General features: G+C 41.7%; 17 protein-coding genes. 1 reads left to right on the top strand and 16 read right to left on the bottom strand.

All coding sequences use genetic code 11. From position 1 onward, the window contains the following. Nucleotides 1-22: 22 nt before the first annotated feature. The gene (locus M5U24_RS02560) at nucleotides 23-733 is read right to left on the bottom strand and encodes a tetratricopeptide repeat protein (RefSeq protein WP_164995118.1); all 711 of its coding nucleotides are present in this window, start codon (nucleotides 731-733) and stop codon (nucleotides 23-25) included. Between the two features lie 558 nt (nucleotides 734-1,291). Between M5U24_RS02560 and M5U24_RS02555 the strand changes: the two genes are divergently transcribed. After that, a complete protein-coding gene (locus tag M5U24_RS02555) occupies nucleotides 1,292-4,000 on the top strand; it encodes a pitrilysin family protein (protein WP_099323739.1) in 2,709 nt (902 codons plus the stop codon). Between the two features lie 312 nt (nucleotides 4,001-4,312). Here M5U24_RS02555 and M5U24_RS02550 read toward each other — a convergent pair whose 3' ends face one another. The 15 genes from M5U24_RS02550 to M5U24_RS02480 all read right to left on the bottom strand — a co-directional run bounded on the left by M5U24_RS02550 (nucleotide 4,313) and on the right by M5U24_RS02480 (nucleotide 23,931). Beyond that, the gene (locus M5U24_RS02550; protein ID WP_157775666.1) at nucleotides 4,313-4,813 is read right to left on the bottom strand and encodes a cytochrome c; all 501 of its coding nucleotides are present in this window, start codon (nucleotides 4,811-4,813) and stop codon (nucleotides 4,313-4,315) included. Nucleotides 4,814-5,925: 1,112 nt separating this feature from the next. Next, on the bottom strand, nucleotides 5,926-7,761 hold the full coding sequence (gene glgP, locus M5U24_RS02545; protein WP_164995120.1) for an alpha-glucan family phosphorylase: 1,836 nt from the start codon (nucleotides 7,759-7,761) through the stop codon (nucleotides 5,926-5,928). A 313-nt stretch (nucleotides 7,762-8,074) separates the two neighbouring features. Then, on the bottom strand, nucleotides 8,075-8,584 hold the full coding sequence (locus tag M5U24_RS02540) for a hypothetical protein (protein ID WP_298201452.1): 510 nt from the start codon (nucleotides 8,582-8,584) through the stop codon (nucleotides 8,075-8,077). A gap of 722 nt (nucleotides 8,585-9,306) precedes the next feature. Then, entirely contained in the window at nucleotides 9,307-10,320 is a 1,014-nt protein-coding gene (locus M5U24_RS02535; RefSeq protein WP_230405807.1) for a copper oxidase, read from the bottom strand. 275 nt (nucleotides 10,321-10,595) lie between these two features. Then, nucleotides 10,596-12,056 (bottom strand): TolC family protein, encoded by a 1,461-nt coding sequence (locus M5U24_RS02530; RefSeq protein WP_099323745.1) that lies wholly within the window; start codon nucleotides 12,054-12,056, stop codon nucleotides 10,596-10,598. After that, nucleotides 12,053-12,400, bottom strand: coding sequence for a heavy metal-binding domain-containing protein (locus M5U24_RS02525; RefSeq protein ID WP_099323746.1), 348 nt, complete (start codon nucleotides 12,398-12,400; stop codon nucleotides 12,053-12,055). The genes M5U24_RS02530 and M5U24_RS02525 overlap by 4 nt, the downstream gene beginning before the upstream one ends. A gap of 443 nt (nucleotides 12,401-12,843) precedes the next feature. Continuing rightward, nucleotides 12,844-13,071, bottom strand: coding sequence for a hypothetical protein (locus M5U24_RS02520; protein ID WP_157775674.1), 228 nt, complete (start codon nucleotides 13,069-13,071; stop codon nucleotides 12,844-12,846). Further along, nucleotides 13,072-13,221 (bottom strand): hypothetical protein, encoded by a 150-nt coding sequence (locus tag M5U24_RS02515; RefSeq protein WP_157775677.1) that lies wholly within the window; start codon nucleotides 13,219-13,221, stop codon nucleotides 13,072-13,074. Between the two features lie 86 nt (nucleotides 13,222-13,307). After that, the gene (locus tag M5U24_RS02510; RefSeq protein ID WP_099323748.1) at nucleotides 13,308-16,517 is read right to left on the bottom strand and encodes an efflux RND transporter permease subunit; all 3,210 of its coding nucleotides are present in this window, start codon (nucleotides 16,515-16,517) and stop codon (nucleotides 13,308-13,310) included. Nucleotides 16,518-16,725: 208 nt separating this feature from the next. Further along, entirely contained in the window at nucleotides 16,726-16,992 is a 267-nt protein-coding gene (locus M5U24_RS02505; protein WP_230405669.1) for a GxxExxY protein, read from the bottom strand. Between the two features lie 97 nt (nucleotides 16,993-17,089). Then, on the bottom strand, nucleotides 17,090-19,069 hold the full coding sequence (locus M5U24_RS02500) for an efflux RND transporter periplasmic adaptor subunit (RefSeq protein ID WP_099323749.1): 1,980 nt from the start codon (nucleotides 19,067-19,069) through the stop codon (nucleotides 17,090-17,092). 69 nt (nucleotides 19,070-19,138) lie between these two features. Next, entirely contained in the window at nucleotides 19,139-19,726 is a 588-nt protein-coding gene (locus M5U24_RS02495; protein WP_099323750.1) for a hypothetical protein, read from the bottom strand. Continuing rightward, entirely contained in the window at nucleotides 19,704-22,460 is a 2,757-nt protein-coding gene (locus tag M5U24_RS02490; protein WP_099323751.1) for a cation-translocating P-type ATPase, read from the bottom strand. Before M5U24_RS02490 ends, M5U24_RS02495 begins: the two co-directional genes overlap by 23 nt. 24 nt (nucleotides 22,461-22,484) lie before the next feature. Further along, nucleotides 22,485-23,396: a radical SAM protein gene (locus M5U24_RS02485; RefSeq protein ID WP_099323752.1), complete on the bottom strand. Its 912-nt coding sequence runs from the start codon at nucleotides 23,394-23,396 to the stop codon at nucleotides 22,485-22,487. Nucleotides 23,397-23,571: 175 nt separating this feature from the next. After that, entirely contained in the window at nucleotides 23,572-23,931 is a 360-nt protein-coding gene (locus M5U24_RS02480) for a response regulator (protein WP_230408031.1), read from the bottom strand. Between the last annotated feature and the right edge of the window lie 33 nt (nucleotides 23,932-23,964).

Raw genomic sequence — 23,964 nt, 5'->3', positions numbered from 1 at the left:
ATTGTTTTTATGGAGACCATATTCATTTTTCTTGCGGTGTATTGTTGCTTAAAACCTCATAGAGTTTTAATTCCTTTTCTGCGTCTTCAATCAACCCTTTCTTCCGGTAAGCAAATTCGAGGTTTTTGTGAGACATTGGGATTTTCGGATTGAGCTGAATGGATTTTTTTAATGCCGCAATAGCCTCATCCAGTTTGCCTGTTTCCGTATAAGCCGCCCCTAAATTGTTATACAAAACGGGATCGTCTGGTTGTGTTTCGAGCACCTTCTTATATGATTTGATGGCGTCGTCAAAACGGTTTTTTTGTGCATATGCAATCCCCAGCGCATACTGTGCCTCCGTGAAATCCGGTTTCAATTCAACCGCCTTTTCCCAAAAAGCAATAGCATTATCCTGATTATTATTTCTTGCTTGTATCGCCCCTACATTGTAAAGAATTTGTGGGTCGTAGGGATATAACTCCAATACTATCTTATACTCTTCGAGGGCTTTATTGAGCTGCCCTTTTTTATGATAAACAGTCGCTATGTTGCAGTGGGCGTCTCTGTTGTACGGGTCTATACTCAATGCTTTTTTATAATACTGCATAGCTTCATCCAGTTTTCCCTGGCTGTCAAAAAGGACGCCCTGACGGTTGTAATTGTCGGGGTCTTGCACCCCGCAACTATTTATTGCCAAAATAAGGAGGAGAAACAGGAACATTTTGCGTTTTACATATGTTTGAAGAAACATGGATTTAAACCTCTTTTTGTATCGTTTCATTGGCATAGGAATTTTCACTCGAAAATACCATTTATCCACCCCCGCCCAGGAATGAAATTGATCGCTTTTTTATAATATCACGAATACAAATACATTTTCTAATAAATTCTTAAAATGGCAATAATTTCGTAACATTTTAGTTTTCTGAAAAAGCAGGGGCGAAGCATTTGCCCGTTTGGGTATGAACGTATTTATGACAACTTATAGCAAATGCTTCGCCCCTACACTATGCGGCAAACATCGCTATTATTGAAATTTTTCAAAAAACTAAAGTGCTACATAATTTCAGGGATACTGAAGTGCCTTTTGTAAAACAGTACCTAAGCTGATTGATTACAGTGAGATAATATCTTAAAAGTTATTTCTTTGCACACTTCCATTCGTCAGTGCGTGCTTTTTGTAAAAATATTTAATGGTGAAATACGAATATTTAGTTTTTTAATCTGTGGAATCTGTATAATCTGTGGTTCCGCCTTTCGTATCTCATGCTTGTTTTTATTTCTGGCTTGTCCATGTTAGGAGAATACTATGGTTTACAGGAATACATTTTTTCGTTATCTGCATTGCGTTTTTTTTATTAAAAAGCTACGGCTATTTGCCCTTTCTCTCATTACGGTTCTCTCACTGTTTTACGGAATGGGGAGTATTAACGGTTACACCGAAGGTATGAATGAAGGGGTTTCCGCATTATTCCATGATACACAGAATGCCTTCGTCTTTTACCTTGATAATGGTATGGAGGTGATACTGGTTGAAAATCATGCCAGCCCCATGATCACCGCTTTTACCATTGTAAAGACAGGCAGTTGTAATGAGGATGCGTCAACCAACGGCTGTGCTCATTTTCTGGAACATCTTCTTTTTAACGGGACAAAATCACGCACACAAAAACAACTTTACGATGAGATGGCTTTTTACGGAGGATACAATAATGCAAACACAACCACCGATTATACAAATTTTATGATCCTTATGCCGAAAGAATATATTTCTCAAGGCATGGATATTCAGGCAGACATGTTATTTAATTCTATTTTACCGGAAGAAAAATTTGAAAAAGAACGGGGTATTGTTATAGAAGAAATCGGAAAATGGGAAAATAATCCGGCGCAGCAGGCGCAAAATCATTTTTTACGCACATTTTTTGCAAACACCCCTTACGAGCGGCCAGTACTCGGTACGGTTTCCACTATTTCACATCTCAAATATGACGCGGTGCGCGAGTATTACAAAACATGGTATGTTCCCAATAATATGATATTGATGGTCATTGGCGATTTTATAACAACGGAAGTGATTGAGCTGGTGAAGGAAAAATACGGAAAATATCCTGCCGGAAGATTGCCGGAGAAAAAGGGTATTCAATTCAATCCCCCAAATAAATTACGCATTATTCAGGCAAATGGTATTGGTAATTTTCCGGCAGACAGACAATATCTCTCTATAGGATATGTGCTTCCTCCCCCGACCGGTGAAGACTTTCAGTCATTACAAATGCTGGCTGAATTTCTTGGTGGAAAGGAGAATTCTGTGCTGGATGTATTGTTTCGTAAGGAAGAGAATAGCGATTTACTCTATTCGATAAGCGCCAACATGGAATTTCACCGTGAATTTTCAACACTGCAAATATCGGCAGAACTTCCTTCTGATTCCGATACGGATCATGTCGTTGGTCTTATTTTACAGGCAATAGATGATATGGCGGTGAATACTGTATCTACTGAGGAATTGAACACCCTCTTAACCTCCGGATTAATCAATGAAATATATCTGCAGGAAAAATTGCATTATTATGCAATGATGAAGTCCGGTTATCTTGTTGCGGGTGGATATGCGTTTTATCGTGAATATATGGATGGGCTAATAAAAGTTACCCCGCAATCCATTCAAAAAGTCTGTCAGAAATACCTAAAGGACCAACTGCCCGTTATAACAACAATGTCGCCTTCCGCTCCTATAAACAAAGAAACGACAAAACGTTCACAGAGCAGTTACTATCAGGAAATCTTACCGAACGGATTGACTGTTGCCATAAAGGAAAACCGGGACAGCAGGGTTGTGGGGATACATCTGCTGGCAAAGGATCGCTGCATTGCAGAAGGAGAGGGAAAGCACGGCTTAACAGAAATACTGCAGCGGATGTTCCTGTCGGGCGGGACGCTTCATTACCCGGAAGATGCATTGTATAAAGAGTACGAATCCATCGGGGCGGAGATCAAACTGTATGATAACCCTCATATTGATTTTGATGATTACTATAATTCCCCGCGTTTTGCATATATTCGTTTAAAAGTTGTTGATTTTTATTTTGAAAAAGGGATTCAACTACTGGCAGAAACAATACTCCATCCGCAACTGACACAGGAGCATTTTGAACAGGCAAAAAAAGAGGTGATTCCCCTTGCCGCCAGGGCGGAATCAGATACACCGCTTAGGGCAAAACGTGTGTTTTATAAAAACTTGTTTGCCATGGATATCGGGTATGGCAATGAGATTGGTTTTCCCGAACAACTGGATAAATTATCCTTAGAAGATGCAAAATCCCTTTACAATAAATTGTATAATCCATCAAATTTGATTCTTGCTGTTTCCGGAAATATTCCGGTGGATGAGGCGTTGCTTCTTATAAAGCGCAGTTTTGGAGGGACATGGGGCAATGCGGGCTGGAATGCGCCGGTGCAGCATATCGTTTTTAATGAACCGGTGGGAAGGATCGTCCGTGAAAAAACAGGAAAGACACAATCGTATATTTCAGTGGGCAGTACGTACGAAATACAAAAAGGCGAAGTACCGGCGCTTGCTGTTTTACAATATGTATTCTCCGAAAGTTTAGCCTTTCAACTGAGGGAAACGCAAGGGCTTGCCTATAGTATTGGCGTCAGTTTCCCCTTACATAATAATGCGCAATGGTACAGGATTACCATGGGTACCCGTCCTGAGAATATAAACCGTGCCATAAGCGGCATACAAAAGGAAATTAATGATATACGCAAGAGAAAATACGAAAAGGATGAAGTGCAAAAAGCTATTAACGCGATATTGGGACGTCATGGCATGCGCAGGCTGGACAGGGTGAATCAGGCGTATTATATGAGTATGGAGATACTTGATGGCAACCCGCCGGAAGATGATGAATTATTTTCAGAAAAGTTAAAAAAAGTAACCCCCGAAGAAGTAGCGCAATTGGCACAAAAGGTATTTAAGAATGACGACCATCTAATCATTATCATCGAGTGATTCATATTTTTGTGCGGGTGTATGAAGGTAAAATATTTTCGGGTGCGAATTGCAAAAATAGGCTTAACCACTACCGTAAAGTTTCAAAGGAGTTATTATGCGGTATGAAAATCAAGTTGATCGTAGTAAGGAGAGAAATTTCCGGTTTTGCATGGTAAATACTAACCGTGATAAGATAGAAAATATGACCGCAATTCACGTTTCAGTGCGGAAATGATGTGATTATTTTCTAAATGACAAAAGGCTGGATAGGATGCATTCCTGATCCAGCCTTTTATTATAAAAAACTACTTAATTATTTTTGCTTAATGATTATTTGCGATATTTCGTATGGCAATTTATACAGGCGTTTTTTAATAATCCTGTAAAGGCAGACAACAATTGATCTGAGTCCTGGGAGTCGGCAGCTTTTTTCAAGGACGCAACTTGCTTATTTATCTCATCCACATAATTAGCAAAATCTTTTTTCTGTATGTCCCTTGCCGGATTTTCTTCCACCTTCCTAAATCTATTACTGTTTTCAAAAAAACTTATAAACATACTTTTGCTTTTTTCTGAAATATGGTCAGCTTCCTGCTTGATATAATTAAAATCATCCTTAAGTATGCCCTCTAAAATGTTATTTACTGCATGCTCCAAATCCCTGGTGAATGTCTTAACAGGTAAATTAACTCCTTCATGCTTTCCTGTCTGTTCATGAGTTATTATTTGTCCCTCACTTCCGAATGTATGATTAGAAATTGCAAAATTCAACATACCAACGATTCCAAAGAAGCTTACTAAACCCATCTTTACCGTAGTTACCCGTCCCATAAATATTTCTCCTTTCCCTATAAAATATAAAACAATTAATAGCATCTATCCGGTAATAGTATCTATCCGGCAAAATTAAACAATTATGTTTTTCACTACAAGCGTAATTATTCAGCGTAAATACTGCATGACTCGCCCTCAAAACTCCTATTTGAGGACACCTGCCTGCAGGCAGGTAATTGCAATGGAAAATATGTTTCCAACAAGAAGCATTCCAGCTTTTTTGTAAACAACCCGTAAAGATTAAAAGTAACTCATGCATCCAGCTTGAGTGTTAAATATCAAAAGCAGGCCTTTTCGGTTTCTGATGCCATTATTTTATTGTTTACTAATAACGGCAACAAAACAACAAGCGAATAACCAATACATTTTTTCACATTAATCATGACTTACACCTCCTATGAAAAAAACATCAAAAAAACCAGCTGTCGACAGCTATAGTTTGTTCTGAAACAAAACAGCTATAGAAAACCCTCTTTAATCAGGCTGTTTTAAATATCTGTTTAATGAAAAATTGCTCAAAAAAATTTATGAAAAGATACCAAATGGATAACAGGAATATAATATAACAAAACAAAAGAAATTGTCAATATGCCCATATGGGTCGGCCTTTATGAATGCCCCCGTTTGGGTGTATTGGTTTTTATAAGCTACTATATAGAAAAACTATCAATTAGCCTTATTGTAACACTTTATTTTTTTGAAAAATTCCAATAATGTAGTGCGACGAGGTTCGTCGCACTACAAATGACAATTTCCAGATCTTTTGTGCCAATATCTGCTATTGTACCCTATCTTGCTACAAACAGGTTGCTCCTATGGTGTTTATAGGAAATACGTTTTTCAAAAGACTAAAAGTGTTACGTAAGTTCTCTTTTGTAAACATTTTCACTACGTTCAGCAGTTTCCAGACGCATACAATGCGTCTCTACTACAAAAATATTGAAATTCCCAAACGTTAACTTATCGTTCCCGGCGGGTTCAGGTTGCAAACCAATGTCATTAAGTTAAGGATGCATTCCTGATTTTTTCTGACTCACGCCAGTTTTAAATAAAACATTACAGTAAGTTAACCCTGACAGAGTTGTCTCGTCCTGACCCCATTGCTATGCTTAACAAAAATATGAATTTAAAACATACTGCAGAACCATCCTGTGCGTATTAAAAAATGAGGCATTAATCGCTATTGAATGCTTCATTATATCAATCCATTTATCTTTATCATTATAAAACATCGGGACAATGACCGTCTCCAGTTTTTCATACATTCCCTCTATTTCGGTTTTCACGTCATCATTGATATCCGAAGCTTGTTTCCCTAGAGACCAGCCGGTTCTCCCCTCAATATGCCCTTCAACCCACCAGCCATCCAATACACTGAAACTGGGGACGCCGTTATGTGCTGCCTTCATACCGGAAGTACCGGATGCCTCATTTGGTCTCTGCGGGGTATTTAACCAGAGGTCTACCCCTGAGGTTAACATCTTTCCCATATCTATGTCATAATTTTCCAAATATATTATTTTTACCTGCCCCTTCAATTGTCTTATGCTTGAAAAAATCCTCTTAATCAACTCTTTACCAGGCAAATCCTGCGGGTGTGCTTTGCCTGCAAAAACAAATTGTATGTTACCAACCTCCTGCGAAATAGTTTTCAGCCTGTTTACATCAGAAAAGATCATATCCGCTCTCTTATACAGGGTTGCACGTCTGGCAAATCCGATGGTAAATACATCGTAATGAAAGCCTGCATTTGCTTCTTTATTTATATAATCAATAAGTATCTTCTTTGCCTTCATGTGTGCCTGCCATATTTCGATTTTTGGAATACTTAAGGCGTATCTCAGACTGAAAGAATCGTTTCTCCACCCTGATATATATTTACTATACAACTCCTTAAAACTATCACATGTCCAGGTATTCGAATGTACTCCATTCGTTATAGAATCGATGGAATATCCCGGGAACATTGATTTAGATACTTCGCCATGCTTTTTTGCAACACCATTGATATATTTACTTAAGTTCAAGGCAAGTAATGTCAAATTTAACCTCTCTTCTCCACCAAGCATCTTCATAATATCAAAAGGCATATAGTCCCCTAAAACACCCTTTACCAAATCATAGGAAAACTGGTCGTGTCCTGCCGGCACCGGAGTGTGTGTGGTAAATACACAGAGGTTCCTTACCTCATCGAATTTCCATATTGTTTCATCCTCTGTTCTCCGCATTCTTAATAATTCCAATGTTAATAAGCTTGCATGACCTTCATTCATATGATATTTCCTTATTTTTGAATGGCCTAAATCATGCAACATCCGCAAACCACCTATTCCCAAAATGATTTCCTGAGCAAACCGGTACTTCAGATCTCCTCCATACAGATAATCATTCAGTCCCCTGTCATATTCACTATTTTCTTCAAGGTTTGTATCTAAAAATATGACCGGCACACGGTGGCCGGTTATGCCAATGACCTCATATTGCAAGGCACGAATAAAGACTGTCCTGTTTTCTATCCTTACACTGACCCTGTTCGTCAAAGGAGTAATGAAATCTTCGGGATACCATTGAACAGGCATTTCTTTCTGATTCCCAAGAGTATCTAGTTTTTGATAGAAATACCCTTTCTCGTATAATAGGGTAACCACTACCATAGGCACTTTCAGATCAGCACAAGACCTTATGGTATCCCCTGCCAGTACGCCCAATCCCCCGCTATAGGTGGGAATATGAGATTCAATACCAACTTCCATGGAAAAGTATGCAATCTTTCTTTCCTGCTTTTCGCCTAAAGGAATGAATATGTCTCTTTGATTTAAATATTGTTCAGGAAATTTCTTGAACTCGTCTCTACATAACTCCGAGCAAAAACAAAATTTCTGATCTTTATATTCATATGCGATCTCTTTTTTTGCTGACATACCACAAACCGGGTCTTTCATCATCCTTCACCTTTTAAAAAGTTTACTTTCTTATAACACATCCCAGCCCCCTCTTTTTAGAGTGGAGATAAAAAGTCCCTTCTAAAAAGAGGAGACTTAGGGGTGTGTTTTAACACTAAAATGCCCCCTTGCTCTATAAAACCAGAAATCCTTAATTTTATTGAGTTTTTACAAAAAACTAAAGTGTTACAAAAAATTAAAAGGACAATACAATAACACCTTTGTAAATTTTTCATCTTCTCGTGTATTTTGGGTAAAAATGTTTTTGACTTCCTCAAAAAAACCCCTTATAACACCCAATGTCATTGTCCTTACTCTATTTTTCTGTCTTCTTTTGTTCATTTTTACAAAGAGGGCAGGTCAAAAAGTCTATATCACATTCATCACAATGCTGGAGAGTCCATTCCTGTGTCTTTTTCTTGCAATCAGGGCATTTCATCTCCCACTTGGAAAATGCTTTGGCTTTGACATGTCTGGACTTTACTATTTTACATTTAGGACATTTTGCCTCTTTCGTTTCTGCTTTCAACTTTGCGGATTCCGCCTTGCACATTACACAAACCAACGCATCTTTGTCACATTCATCACAATGATGAACGTCAAATTCCGATACTTCTTTTTTGCAATCAGGGCACACCATGCCCATCGGAGCAACTGTTTTCCCTTTCATTGGCCCTAAATGCCCTTTTTTACAAGAGGGACACATCGGTAGTTCAATGGTCTCCGGTATCTGACGTTCCTGTGCCAGTGGTTTTACACTATGTTTAAATGTTTCTTCTTCCGAATACGCATAATTATTGCCCCATAAAACTGCGGAAAATATCACCGCACTAAAAAAACCGGTATTGACAACTTTTTGTTTTTCATTGCTATCTACTCCTTTGTTTTTATATAAAACGCAACAAATAAAAAATGAATCTTCGTATTTACTCCAGACTTCCCCCTTTCCGTTAAAAATTCAGCATTTAAAAAAACAGATAACAGTTCAGTCTACCGCAGAGAACGCTGCGATCGCAGAGGTTTTAAGGAGATAAAAACAGAAAATTATGCAGGTACACATTGTATTTGTTTTCTCCGCGTCCTCTGCGGTGAACTATTACAAAAATAGGGTGCATTCCCGATTGTTTGTAAGCGTTCATGGAGTCGGGGCAAAACAACCCTGACAGGGTTTGAAACCCTGTCAGGGTTGACACTACTGCAACGTTTCATTGAAACATGGCAGAAATCACAAAAAATCGGGAATACACCCCAAAAATAGAATGTTTCCTGACACCATGCCACGATTTTCCAGGTTCATACCTTCTGTATCGTTTAACGTCTCAATATTTCATTCTATTTTAAATATTTAATATATATGAATCTTATGCTAGGGAAATCGTTGATTAATATCAAGAAGAAACTTAACTACCAACAAAATTACATGCCTTTGTTTTCAAAACAAACATAGTGTATTTTACACCATTTAAACTATGTGAATACTGCTATTTATGGGTTTCATTTCATTCAACCTAACCCACACCTACTGGAGTAGGACTTATTTGTAAGTAATTATTCAATTACCCGCCAGGCTACAGTACCTTCCTGTTGTTGATACCAGCCAGGGTCATCGTAGCTGGTAATGTCATCGCGAACCTTTAACACGGTAAACATACCGCCCATTTCGACTGGTCCAAACGGCCCTTTTCCTGTCATCATGGGTAGTGTATTTTTTGGCAAGGGCATGTTCATCACTGCCATCCCGGACATGCCGCTCTCACCCATGGCCATATAATCCGGCAGCAGGTTTTGTATTTTCCGTTCCACTCCACTCTGATTTACACCGATCATGTTTGGTACGTCATGCTTCATGGCGTTCATAACGTGGTGGTTCTTGTGGCAATGCAAAGCCCAGTCCCCCGGAGCATTTGCCACAAATTGTATGTCACGCGTAGTACCTGGTGGAACGTTAACCGTGGTTTCAGGCCATTGACCCGAGGCTGGAATGCGCCCTCCATCCGTACCGGTAATCTTAAAATTATAGCCGTGCAGGTGGATCGGGTGGGAGTCCATGCTCAGATTGGCGACTCTGATTCTCACCCTGTCTCCCAAACGGACTACCAATGGCGCCGTGCCAGGGAACACACGACTGTTGAATGTGAAGAGGTTAAAGTCGGTCATGATGTTTGGATTCGGAGTACTTGTGCCGGGTTCGACAAACCATTCCTGAAGAAAGATACAGAAGTCCCGGTCGATCCTGGGCTGTTCTGGTTCTTTTGGGTGTATAATGAAAAAACCTTCCATCCCCATTGCCATCTGCACCATCTCGTCCGCATGCGGGTGATACATCTGTGTACCATGCTGACGGAGCGTAAATTCATAGACATAGGTCTCGCCCGGTTTGATTTGCGGCTGGTTCAATCCCCCGACGCCATCCATACCATTGGGCAGGAGTACGCCGTGCCAGTGGATCGTGGTATGTTCTGCAAGCTTGTTGGTGACTAAGATACGCACACGGTCACCTTCCACCGCTTCGATGGTAGGGCCTGGCGTCTGACCGTTATAACCCCAGCAGTTGACGATCATTCCTGGCGCAAACTCCCGCTTGACCGGTTCAGCGATCAAGTGAAAAACTTTAACGCCATTGTCCCACTTCCAGGGGAGGGTGCTCCCATTGAGTGTCGTAGCCGGTGTATAGGACAAGCCATGTATGGGTGGCATGATAGTGGTGGGTTGTGGTGTGGTCACTGTGTTTACAGCTTCCAACTGCTTGCGACCTAACAGCGTAGAAATACCGCCGGTTAGCAATGCCGCTGCGCTGGAAAGAATCATTTTCCGTCGGGTAATCATGATAAATCTCCTTAATGATGAATATGGTTAGGGAGTTTTGATGGCTGAGTAGCTGGTTGTTCCACGGGTTGTGCGGGCGGATGGATAGTTTCCTCAGTAACTAACAAGCGGCCACCAACTGCACGCTCCAGGTCAGACATGGCAATCCAGTAGTCCCTCAAAGTTTCGATGTATTCACGACCTGTGTTGATCTGGTTTTGCTTCGCCAGGAGTAACTCATACACCCCAATAAGCATGCCGTTGTAATACAGTTGGGACTCATCCACGATCCGCTGCCGAAGGGGAAGAATGACTTCCTGGTAGTATTCAACCATGTTGCGTGCAGTCAAAAGCCGATTGCGTATATCCCTGACCTCCGAACGTATATCGATTGCCAGAGAGGAGAGCCGCTGCTGGCTTTGCCTCAATTGTGCCTCCAACCGTGCGATCTCAGCCTGACGTTGGTCGAAGATCGGTAATTCAATCGTAAGATTAGGTCCTGTAAAATTTACGTTGTCAGCGACGTCGTGTTCAGTATTTACACCAACGTCAAATACATAAAAATACCGATATTTCCGCGTCAATAACAAGGCATGTGAGATGACCAGCGTCTCCTGTCGTGCGGCGGCTAAATCCAGGCGTTGTGACACAGCGAGCGACTCCAGATGTTCTAAAGGGATTTCATCTGCTGATAGCTCAGGAAGTCTGCCAGGGAGTTTCCACGTAGTATCTGCTCCCCAAAGCCCCATCAGTCGGTTCAGACGCTCACGGTCAACAACGATTTGGATATCTGTTCTTGTCATGTCTAATTTCGCCTGAACATGGAACCCATGTTGATTTGCAAGATCTAACGTCTTTAAAGTGCCGGCATCGTGTTGACGGGTAGCAATGTCAACAGCTGCTTCCGTGGCCTGGACTACAGTTCGGCGCATCTCTAGTATTTGCTCATCTGCCTGAAGGGCGTAATAAGTTGACCGTACCGCCGCTGCCAGGTTCAAAACGGCATTACCAACACGCAGCTTCGCTTGTTCAAACTGAGCCGCAGCAACTTTCTTTCGTAAAGGACGCACAAGTAAATCAAGAAAATCCTGAACCACTGAAAATTCTGTATTGGTACTGCGATGCCCTCCCACGGTCTTATCGGGGAACCTGAAGCTAGCTCCAAATGTAGGGTTCCGCAACAAACCAGCCTGTACAAGATCGGCCTGAGCAATACCCAGATCTTCATATGTCGCCTGCAATGACCGGTTGTTAAGTAATGAAATCTGAACAGCTTCATCTAAGGTCAGTTCCTGTTGTAACATTAACCGGACGGCATCGATCACCGCAGCATCCTCCGATGTGCCCTGACTCCAGTGTACCCGGCGACCAATGCGCTGTTCTATGATATTCTGGACGTCAGAAAATCCAGCCTCTTCAGGAACCGAAGCACAGCCAGCAAGTACTCCAATACACATGAGAGTTATAAATATGGCTATCAATCTCTGTGTCATTGTTTTCCCTCCGATTCGGTTTTGGAAAGTGCTGCCGGGACCAGTCCCATCCCACACTTAGGGCATCTGCCCAGGCTTGATTGTACTACTTCGGCATGCATCGGGCAGGTATACATTGTGGGTACGGTTGTGGGTGGATGCGTAGGCAAAGTTGGTTCGGTAGGCGGTTGTTCCGCTGTGACAGGTACCTCGGCCTGGAGCCAATTCGATCGTGGAGCAAATGCAGATTCCAGTGCGTTCGGATTTGCCGGATCGTTGGTAGATATTGGTATTTGAAGTGTCTGGCTAGCACAACCCGTCAAGATTGTCACACACATAGCAGTCGTTACTATCCGTGCTATCATTGTCATCCCCCCTTTAAAAATGGCAGGAATACTACTCCAAAAGCAACCGCTGGTTTTGTTCTATCTTTGGTTAGCGGATAGAGACTTTCTCCTTGTTCACCTGCCAATACCATTATAAGTACTTTTTAAACAAGTTATTATTCAATACCATAATCTGCTCTACACGATTTCAGCTATCAAGATTAACCCAAAATGTTTTCGCCACATTTTACCGACATCAGCGTGACTCGCCGTTTTACTTAATCAGTATACTTTTGCGTCGATTGTTCGAACTTATTTTTGCACACGACCGGGCAAAAATAGTGCGTCTTACTCTGATAGGTGGCAAGTTGGCAAAATCTGGTTTGCTCTTGGTTATCCACAAATGCCAGTAATTTCCAGTACGGTCGGTCAACCCGGCCGGTGTTTCTCCCAGAACGATGTCATTGAGAATCTTCACTTCTCTATCTAAGGTAAAAATCTTGATGGAAAAACAGGCAAAACTGCCGTGAACGATTAACCAGATTATGAACGGTAGTCTCCCTCATGTAGATGTTTTCATGAAAGCCCACGGCATCGCGGCAGTCAAGTATAAGCCCAAGCCGCCGATTGATGAGTTTCACGGAAGTAACCAGTGTGTCAGGTTCATAGGTGAGCAGTCTTTCCCAACCCGGCTCGTGTACCCATCTCAATTACCCCTCAGTGAAGACACCGAAGCGAAACACATGCCCGGCGGTATGATTCTCCTTGCCGATATAGGGAAAATAGATGTCACGCAGCTTATAGGCGGCATCAAACATCACTTGTAGCGAACCGTTACCAATAGTTAATTCTCGTGACATAACTCATTTCCTCATATACCTGGTAGTTCGATAATCTTCACATGGATTCTCATAAACAAAAAATGATAGTTGTCTTCTTTAATAAATTATATAATCATACCTGTTTCTGCAATACCGGGGTCTTTATTCAATTCCTTTTTAAACTTACGTTCTTTTATCCATGCATTCAGGCATGGCACCAGAAAAAACACAATCATCGCCATTGTCATGCCCCCAATGGAAGGGATCGCCATTGGTTTTGCAATTTCAGCGCCTGCACCGGTTGACCATATAATGGGCATCAGGCCAATAAATGTTGTCGCAGAGGTCATTACGGCCGGGCGTATCCTTCTCGTCCCTGCCAAAACAATGGTATCCCTTATCTCCTGAATACTTTTTATTTTTTTATCCTTAAACAGATCATTTATATATGTAGTGATAAGTACACCATCGTCCTGGACGATGCCAAACAGAGATATAAAACCTACCCAAACGGCCACGCTAAAATTATATCCGAATAAATACTGCAGCAGAATGCCGCCTGCAATGGCAGTCGGTACACTGGTTAATAAAATAATCAGCACTTGCGAAAATGATCTGAATGCCACGAAGAGGATAATAAAGCCAACAAACTGAGACAACGGGACAAGTATCTGCAATCTCTTTCTTGCCCGTACCTGATTCTCAAACTGTCCGCTCCATTGAATAAAATAACCCTGCGGCAACATGACTTTCTCAGATACCACCTTAGAGGCTTCTTCGACAAAGCTCATGGGGTCTCTGTCCCGTACGTTCATAAGGACATACGCCCTTAAAAGGGCGTTTTCACTGCTGATCATGGCAGGTCCCATGACGTAACGGATATCTGCAACCTGTGTAAGGGGGATAAGTTTGCCTGTGGAGCTTGAAACATAAATCCTTTTCAGTGCATCAAAATTATCGCGGAGTTCCCGGACGTATCTGACCCGTACAGGATAGCGTTCCCTGCCTTCCACTGTCGTTGTAATATTTTCTCCCCCTATAGCGGTCTCAATAATATCCTGCACATCCTTAATATTTATGCCATAACGTGCAATCTCCTCCCGCTTTATTATGAATTCAAGATATGGCTTTCCGGTAATCCTCTCCGCATAAAGATCAACCGCCCCCGGAACATCCCTTAAAGCCTTTTCAACATCCAGTGCCAGTTGCTGCAGCACGTTCAGGTCTGTCCCAAATATCTTAACGCCAATCGAGGTGCGGATACCGGTTGCAAGCATGTCAACGCGGTTTACTATGGGTTGTGTCCATATGTTTGCCACGCCTGGTATCCTCATGGCTTCATCCATTTCCTGTATAAGCTCCTGTTTCGTAATCCTCCGCTCATCGGGCAGAAACAAGTGAAAGACCGGGTGCAGGAAGGAAGGCACATATTGCAGAAAACCATACTCTATCTTTTTCTTTCGCCATTCCTCTTCAGGTTTTAAGGTGACAATCGTCTCAAACATCTCGGCAGGCGCCGGATCGGTAGGGGTTTCCGCCCTGCCCAGCTTTCCCACGACTATATCCACCTCCGGAAATGACTTGATGATAACATCCTGTTTCTGCATCACCTTGAACGCATCGGTAAGCGCAACGCTCGGCAGCATAACCGGCATAAAAAGGATGGACCCTTCGTCCAATGGTGGCATAAATTCCCTTCCGATCCTTTTCGCAACAAAAACAGATAAAATAATCACAACGATGGGAATCGTAAGAAATAGTCTCTTATGCTCCAATACCCAACGAAGTATCGGCGTATACCCGCTCAGGAGCAGCCTTGAGGTATAATTTCTCTCCATTGGCCTCAGTTTGCCTTTTAACATAAAAAAGCAAAGTGTCGGCGCCAGAGTAAGTGCGAACACAACAGACGCTCCTATTGCAAACGTCTTCGTCCATGCGAGGGGTTTAAAAAGTTTTCCCTCCTGCCCGGTAAGCCCAAACACAGGCATAAACATAAAAATAGTAGTAAGGCCGGCAAAGAGGATTGGTGCCCCCACTTCTTTGGAAGAGTCAAGTATTATTTGAAACCTGCTCTTTTTGCCTTCATATTCTATAAGATTCCTGTATATATTTTCGGTGACAATAATTGCCATATCACTCACCTCGCCAATGGCAATAGCAATACCGGTAATGGTCATAATGTTTGAATCAATCCCCATAAAATACATGCCCAGGAAGGAAATGATTATAGCTATAGGGAATCCAAGACAGCAGACAATAATACTTCGAATGTGCAATAAAAAGAGGGCTACAACGACAGAGGTAATAATTATTTCTTCTATAAGCGCCTCTTTCAGGGTGGCAATGACGCGATATATAAGCCCTTCTCTGTCGTAGAAAGGTACTATTTTTACCCCTGGCGGCAAACCGGGTTCGATTTCCTTTATCTTTTCCTTTATTCGCTTTATAACCTTTAACGGATTTTCCCCCTGGCGCATAATAACAACCCCGCCTGCAACCTCTGCGCCTTCCTTGTCCAGCGCCCCCCGCCTGAAGTCGCCTCCAATCTGAACCGTTGCTACGTTTTTTACAAAGACAGGCACGCCGTTATTGCTGCCAACGGTAATATTCTCGATATCGGTAACGTTTTTAATAAACCCAAGGCCGCGTATAATAAATTCCATATTATTGTTTTCCACCACCTTGGCACCCACATCGATATTGCTTTTTCGAACAGCCTCAAACACATCTCCAACAGTCAGGTTGTGCGCCATTAATTTATTGGGGTCCACATCCACCTGATATTGTTTGACAAAACCGCCCACACCAGCAACCTCCGAGACGCCTTCAACGGCATTGAGCTGGTATCTGACAAACCAATCCTGGATAGACCGCAATTGTCCGAGATCATATCCTTTCCCCTCAACGGTATACCAAAAAATCTGTCCAAGTCCGGTAGCATCCGGACCTAGTCTTGGGAGAACATCTTTTGGAAGCAATGCCTGTACAAAGTTTAATCTTTCAAGCACCCTGGAACGTGCCCAGTAAAAATCGATATTTTCCTTGAAGATAATATAGACCATGGAGAAACCAAACGCAGACTGTGAGCGTATGACCTTTACACCAGGAACGCCCAGGAGATTAACGGTCAGAGGATAAGTAACCTGATCCTCCACGTCCTGCGGGCTACGGCCAGGCCAGTCGGTGAAGACAATACACTGGTTTTCCCCGATATCAGGAATAACGTCCATGTTGATATGCCTCACCCCGAAGAGACCGCCGAATATCACCAGCAGGTAAAAGCATATGACGAGGAAACGGTTGTTAAGACATAGTTCGATAAGTTTATTGATCATAGGAATAAGAAACCACAGGTTGCACGGATTAAAAAAAAGAACAAGTAACCTGATTGCTCAGATTATTTTATTTTGTATTCAAACCTCTGTCATCCATTTTGATAAAATTCAATTTTTGAACCTTCTATAATGAAGGGATTCTTCGCCAAAGTTTATAAGCAATCCTGTGCTATGGCGACTAGTAATAAGGCTATTTATTAACTGTGCTTCATCGACCTTTGACAAAGATTTTTCTGCTTTTATTTTCAACTATAATTTCATTGTAAACAATGAAATCCGTAACATAATATTTTTTCAACTTTTGTTCTTTATAAAATATTTCCAATCGAGGTTGAGAAATAAATGGGGCATTTCTTAATTTGAACTCAATTTCCAAACATTCCTGATAAACGGCCTCCAGGCGTCCTGGTCCTATGATTCTGTGAACCTCCATTGCCGCTCCAATAATTTCATGTGTTCTTACATCTCTATCCATATATTTACCAACACCCTTTTATTTTACCAATTCTTAATCTTGAACAGGTTTTATCTGTGTGATCTGTGAAATCTGTGGTTTCAAAGTATTTTTTTGCCTATTTTTCTTCCTTAAACTCCATCGCTCCGCCATACAATGCACTTGCTCCGCCTGTAAGCTGGCTCTGGGAATCGATGAGGAAATTTGCTGATGTGACAACCCTGTCACCTTCTTCAAGCCCCTCCATCACAGGATAATAATCGCCCGCTTTTGGCCCAAGAATCACTTCCTTCCCAACGTATTGACCGTTGCCTTTATCAATATAGACAATCTTTCGTACACCCGTATCCAAAACTGCCGTGGCAGGAATGGCAAGCATTTGTGTGATTTTTTCAAGACGCATTCCGCACCTGGTGCAATTATCAGGTTTATCCGATGTTACTTCAGGATGCATGGGGCAGGTGTAAATGGTACGTTTTCTGTGTTCTGTTTTTTTCACCTTCATTCCCACACCTTCCCTAACTTCCCATCTGCCCATTTGCCTTTTACAGTCGGGACATTCACCAGGCTTATCCGAGGTCATGCATGCCATAGGGCACATATAGACATACTTTTGTATCTTTTCACCAGTGGGCGAAGTTACCGTTATACTCTTCTGAAGCATCATACCACACATAGGACAAGACTTTGGGGAAGTATCAGGGTCCCATTCCTGCGGACAAATGCACGTCACCGTTTCATCAACAGGCATTTCCTTTTTTTCGAGATGCATACCACATACCGGGCAATCACCCGGTTTGTCAGACACATAACAATTCATCGGGCATACATACTCATATTCAGTTTCCCCAATTCCCTCTGTTTTGCCTTCGGCAGTCATTTCAAGCCGCGCCGAGGTTTTTTTTATAAATGGGACATTATCCTCGGGGCATATACCGGGTCTGCTTGATTTAATTTCAGGATGATTGGGACATACATAATCCAGTCCGCTCACATAGGTTCTGTCTCGTTCCTCCAGTTCTTCAACAGGTATACGTATGCGGGCATTGACATACATGGCAGGTTTGAGTCTGAGCTGACGGTTAGGAATATCACACCGTATTTTCACAGAACGCGTCTTATCGTCAAGAAACGGTTCTATAAACGATACCGTTCCGATAAATGCCTCTCCGGGATATGCAGGAGTTGTGACTTCCACCTCCTGTCCAACCTTTATCCACGCCATTTCATACTCATAAATGTTGGCCATCATCCAAACCTTGGAAAGATCGGCAAGGGTGTATATCATCTCGCCCGTCATAACATATTGCCCTTCCAGCATCTTCTTCTCTATGACAATACCGCTTATCGGGGCATAGATGATCGTATGTTGTTTTATTTTTCTGTTTCTTGCAAGTTCTTCAATCTGTCTTTCACTAATACCCCACCATAACAACCTTTTTTTGGTTGCATCTATGAGAGATATTGTGCCGTCCACCACTTCCTTAAAAGGGCTATTCTCTACTTTTTCAAAGGTTTCCAGCGCCAACAGATACTCTTTCTGTGTAGATACCAGATCAGGACTATACATCCATACCAATGACTCGCCTTTCACTACCTCTGTACCGGTGAAATCAATAAACAGTTTGTCTATCCTGCCAGGAATCCATGCGGAAACAACCGCTTTAAGCCGTTCATCGTATTCAATCAATCCAACCGTATAAACATCTTTAGTTAACGACCGGAATCCGATAACGTCAGTTTTAACCTGTGCCAGTTTACGGGCGCGTTCACTTAATTCTACGGAGGCTAATGCACCTTCTTCCTCCATACCTGCACCTTTTTCGTATACAGGAACTAAATCCATGGCGCAAATAGGGCATTTTCCTGGTTTATCCATCCTGACGGAAGGATGCATCCCGCATGTCCAGTAGATTATCTTCTTTTCTTTTGTTTCTTCAGCATTTGCGGAAGAAATAAAATTTATCCCATCCTGTAGAGACGCATTGCAATATGTCTCTACATAATTGGATATTTGTATACCAGAAAGAACACTAAGTATGACAGTGACTATTATTATAAAATATCTCAAGGAAAGAAATTTTTGTTTAAACAACATAATTATCGCACCTTTCAAAATATAGCGTAATGAAGTAATGATTTTGCCTTAAACTTTTAGAGTAAAAACCTATTTTTGAAACCGCTCTTGTTTTTTTTCACAAATTGGACAGGCCAGAAAGTCTATATCGCATGTCTTGCAATGCTGAATAAGCCATTCCTGCGACTTCATCCTGCAATCCCGGCATTTCATTTTCCAGGTTGCCAATGCCTTTCCCTTCACATATCTTGAGAGTACCTTTTTGCACTTGGGGCACTTGCCTATCATTGTTTCGGCTTTTAAACCAGCGGATGCCTTTTGACACGCTGTGCATACAAGAACGTCTTTTCCACACTTGTCACAATGATGGACTTCGAGTGCTGATACTTCACTTTTGCAGTCAGGGCAAACCATACTTTTTGCGGCAAGTGCCTTTTCTTTCTCCGGACTTACATACACTTTCTCACAAAAAGGGCACATGGGTGGCTCTGTGGTTGAATGCTCAGCCAGCGGGTCGTTTTCACTGTGTTTGTGCGCTACCTCGCCAGCATACATCAGATTACCTCCCCACAGAAGTAGATACATAATTACCGGCGCAACTGTTTTTATAAATTTCTTACAAACCATGGTATCACCACTTTTCATTAAAAGATTACTAATTCTTTTCCCTTTTACCATATTTAACTACCTCCATGATAATGAAGGTAAGAGAAGAAAAACCAAAGACGGTAATCCAATCAATTAACTCCAGCGGTCTTACTCTGAAAATATCTTCGAAGAAAGGGGTATAGACGATAGCCACCTGTATGGCCAACGAAATCCCCGCTGCCAGCAGGAGTTTATTATTGGTAAAAACACCAATTTCAAATAAGGAACGTCTTGCATTCCTGCAGTTAAAAGAGTGAAATAATTGTGAGACGACCATCACACAGAAGGCAATTGTTCTGGCCAGCTCGATATCCCCACGCAACAGGTGAGGAGCCGCTTCATTACAAAACCAGTGGTAAAGATAGTCAGGTATTGCACGGGTTCCATAGTACAGGACATACGTATATGCCAGAAGGGTACTCATGGCAATGAGAAAACCCTGAAATAGAATCAGGATACCTAGACGCTTGTCTATGATTTGTTCTGTTGACCTTCTTGCCAGTCTTTTCATAATGTCAGGATCTACCGTATCGACACCCAAGGCCAATGCCGGCAGACCATCGGTGGCAATATTTATCCATAATATCTGGATAGGGAATAGGGGGATAGGAAGATTGAATATCGATGCGAGGAGCATTGTCAAAATCTCACCGGTATTACACGAGAGCAGATAGTGGATGGACTTCTTAATGTTGTCATAAATACCTCGTCCCTCTTCAATGGCTGCCTCTATGGAAGCAAAATTGTCATCCGTTATAACCATATCGGACGCCTCTTTTGTGACATCGGTTCCTGTAATACCCATGGCTACGCCGATGTTTGCTTCTTTTACAGCAGGGGCGTCATTTACGCCGTCACCGGTCATGGCCACAACGTCTCCCTGTTTCTTCCATGCCTTTACAATCCTGAGTTTGTGTTCAGCAGTTACACGTGCATATACGGCTATCTTTGACACTTCTTTTGCTAAATCGTCATCGGAAAGCGCATCTAACTCTATTCCATCAATAGCCTTTGAGGAATTGCTGCTAAGAAATCCCAGCTCTTCCCCAATAGCCCGGGCTGTATTCTTGTGATCACCCGTAATCATGACCGTCTTTATACCGGCTGTATGACAAACGGCAACGGCTTCTTTGACCTCTGGTCTGGGTGGGTCAATCATGGCTAATAGTCCCACAAAGATCATCTCTCTTTCTACTGTGTCAGGGACAGGGTTGGTGATTTCCCGGTCAAGAGGCTTGTATGCCACACCGAGGACGCGCAGGGCAGACCCTGCCAAATTATTGTTTTCCTCCAAAATGACCTGTATATCGTTTTCTGTCAAATCCCTTGTCGTTCCATCATGATAAATCTTTGTACAATCCTGTAAGATTACATCAGGCGCACCTTTTTCACATACCTGTAAAGCAGGGGAGGTACCTCTTATTGTAGACATCTTCTTTCGTTCTGAATCAAAAGGAATTTCTGAAATGAGGGGGAATTGTTTATCCAACATTTCCTTCCAGATACCTGTCTTTCCTGCTGCACTTAAGATGGCGCCCTCTGTAGGGTCGCCAATAACCTTCCATGTAGCGTCTTCTTTTTTAAGGTGGGTATTGTTACATAACACACCTATTTCCAGTGTCTTTTCGAGTGCTTTCTGGTCAATTCCCAGAAGAGATTCTCCGTTGACAAGAAAATTTCCATCCGGCATGTAACCCGTCCCCGATACGTCAATGGTTTTACCATTGGCAAATATCTTTCTTACGGTCATCTCGTTTTGTGTTAAAGTGCCTGTTTTGTCTGAGCAAATAACTGTAGCACATCCCAAAGTTTCTACTGATGGAAGCTTTCGGATCAGTACGTGCCGTTTCACCATGCGTTGCACCCCTAAGGCTAAGGCAATAGTCACGATTGCTGGAAGACCTTCCGGAATGGCAGCCACGGCAAGGCTCACAGATATGAGGAATGCCTCTAATAATGGATCCTTTCTACACAACTCCAAAAGGAATACGATTGTTACGATCCCCAAACACAAATAAACCAATTTTTTCCCAAACACCTCGAGCTTTCGCTGAAGGGGGGTCTCTTCCTTCCCTGCCTCCTGAATGAGACCGGCAATCTTGCCCAACTCTGTGTGCATTCCCGTTGTTACAATAACGCACGTCCCTTTACCACTCGTTACCGAGGTCCCCATAAATACCATATTTTTCTGATCGGCAATGGGTAAAGAAGGATTGGGGAGTGGTTCAGTGGACTTACCAACCGGCGTTGACTCTCCTGTAAGAGAAGCCTCTTGGGTCATAAAACTAAAGGAAGAGCATAGTCTGCCATCAGCAGGGACGTAATCACCTGCCTCCAACAATACAATATCTCCCGGCACAATATCCCGGGAGGGGATGGATTGTATTTCGCCGTTCCGTGTTACCCTTGAAAAGGGTGCAGACATTTTTTGTAAGGCCTCAAGTGATTTCTCCGCGCGGTATTCCTGTATGAACCCAATAATCGCATTAATAATAACGATAGCAATAATGGCTAACGCATCGATCCATTCCCTCAAAACTCCGGAGACTATGGCGGCAGCAATCAATACCCAGACAATAAAGTTATTAAACTGCCCCAAAAAGAGGATGAAGGGAGATACACCTTTTTTTTCTTCCAGTTGATTGTATCCGTATTTCTTTAGCCTGTTTTCCGTTTCGTTAAGGCTAAGTCCGGCGTCAACCGAAGTATCAAGGTTCTTTATTACCTCATTGGCATGCATTGTATGCCACTGTAATTCAGTCATTTCGTTTTAGCCTCTCGCATTATCTCATGTCTTATACTGCATTTTTAATCTTTTCCTGTAATTCACACAGGGATGGCTTTCACTTGTTTCGCACAGATGCTTGTCTTCCTCGTTGTCTTTATATAATCTTTGTATGCACACTTCGAGAGGCGACTCTGACACACTATATTTGTCAGACGGCAACAATATACACGATGCTGTATAACCTTCCGGATTAATATGGATGAATTCACTTCCCGCCTTCCTGCTACAGTCCAAGAGACGGCCATCATTTGGAAGATGCAGTAAGTAGGTATTCGTTCTTTCTTTCAGATTTAAAAACCATTGCCTAAATAAAGTCCGTTGTTGTGTTGATAGGGATAGCCCGTAATCATGCGATCTGCCAGTCGGTATATATTCTATAAATAATCCTAACTTGGCGCCAAAAGGGTACTTTTCCAAAAATGCCTCTTCTACTTGAATTAATTCAACATTCTCTGCTGTAACCGTGATAGAAAAACCATAGAGTATTTTATTGTTTTTCAGATTTGCAAAGGCATTCATAACATTATGATAGACACCAGCGCCCCGTCGTTTATCAGTCTCTCTTAAATCTCCTTCCAAACTAATTACCGGAATTATATGCGGTAATCCGGACAACTTTTTTGCAACAGCTTCAGAAATCATAGTCCCATTCGTTATCAGGATAAAAAAACTATTCTTATGGCCGCTTAAAATCTCCATGAGATTTGGATATAGCATAGGCTCGCCACCCGTAAGCATAAAAATGAAACTACCCAATGATTCAGCTTGTAAAAGAATATTTTCTAACATTTCTCCCGGCAAAATTTTTTTTTCCTTATAGATCCTGGCATAACAATGATCACAGGCAAGATTGCAATCAGAGAGAAGACTTATAAAAATAGTATGAGGGATGGGATTGCCATTATTATCCATCAGTTTATATTTCTTCTTTATCTTTTTATAAAAATTCCATAATACCCCCAGGTATCCGGGAAAAGTAAATACCCATGGTAAAAAGGCCTTCCTGAAAATGCGAAGAATATATTCATTACTATTGTTACTGGAAGATAGGGGGCATTATATTATTTATTTTTATAAATATTTAAATTTACTTGTTTTCTAATAATTCTTTTATCTTATTTTTCAATTCTTGAAGATCAGAGGATTTTCTTATGTACGCATCGGCTGACCAGGACAAAAAACTTACCTTATAACAACTAAACGCCGTGTTAATAATGATTGGTATTTTCCTGTGTTTGCTTAAAATTTTCCCCATAGCTTCGAGTCCATCCATTTTTGGCATAATAATGTCCATGACTATTATGTCCGGCAAATAATCATTTACCACTTTTATGCCTTCTACGCCGTTCCTTGCGGTGATAACATTATACCCCTCGCTTTCCAATTCCTGTTTATACAGTAATAGTTGGTTTTTATCATCTTTTACTACAAGAATGGTTTTCATCATGTATCTCTTAACTAACTTATAATTATCTACTTC

It is taken from the genome of Candidatus Kuenenia sp. (assembly GCF_027493735.1).
Lineage (GTDB): Bacteria > Planctomycetota > Brocadiia > Brocadiales > Brocadiaceae > Kuenenia > Kuenenia stuttgartiensis_A.
This window is presented reverse-complemented; position numbering and strand designations above follow the sequence as displayed.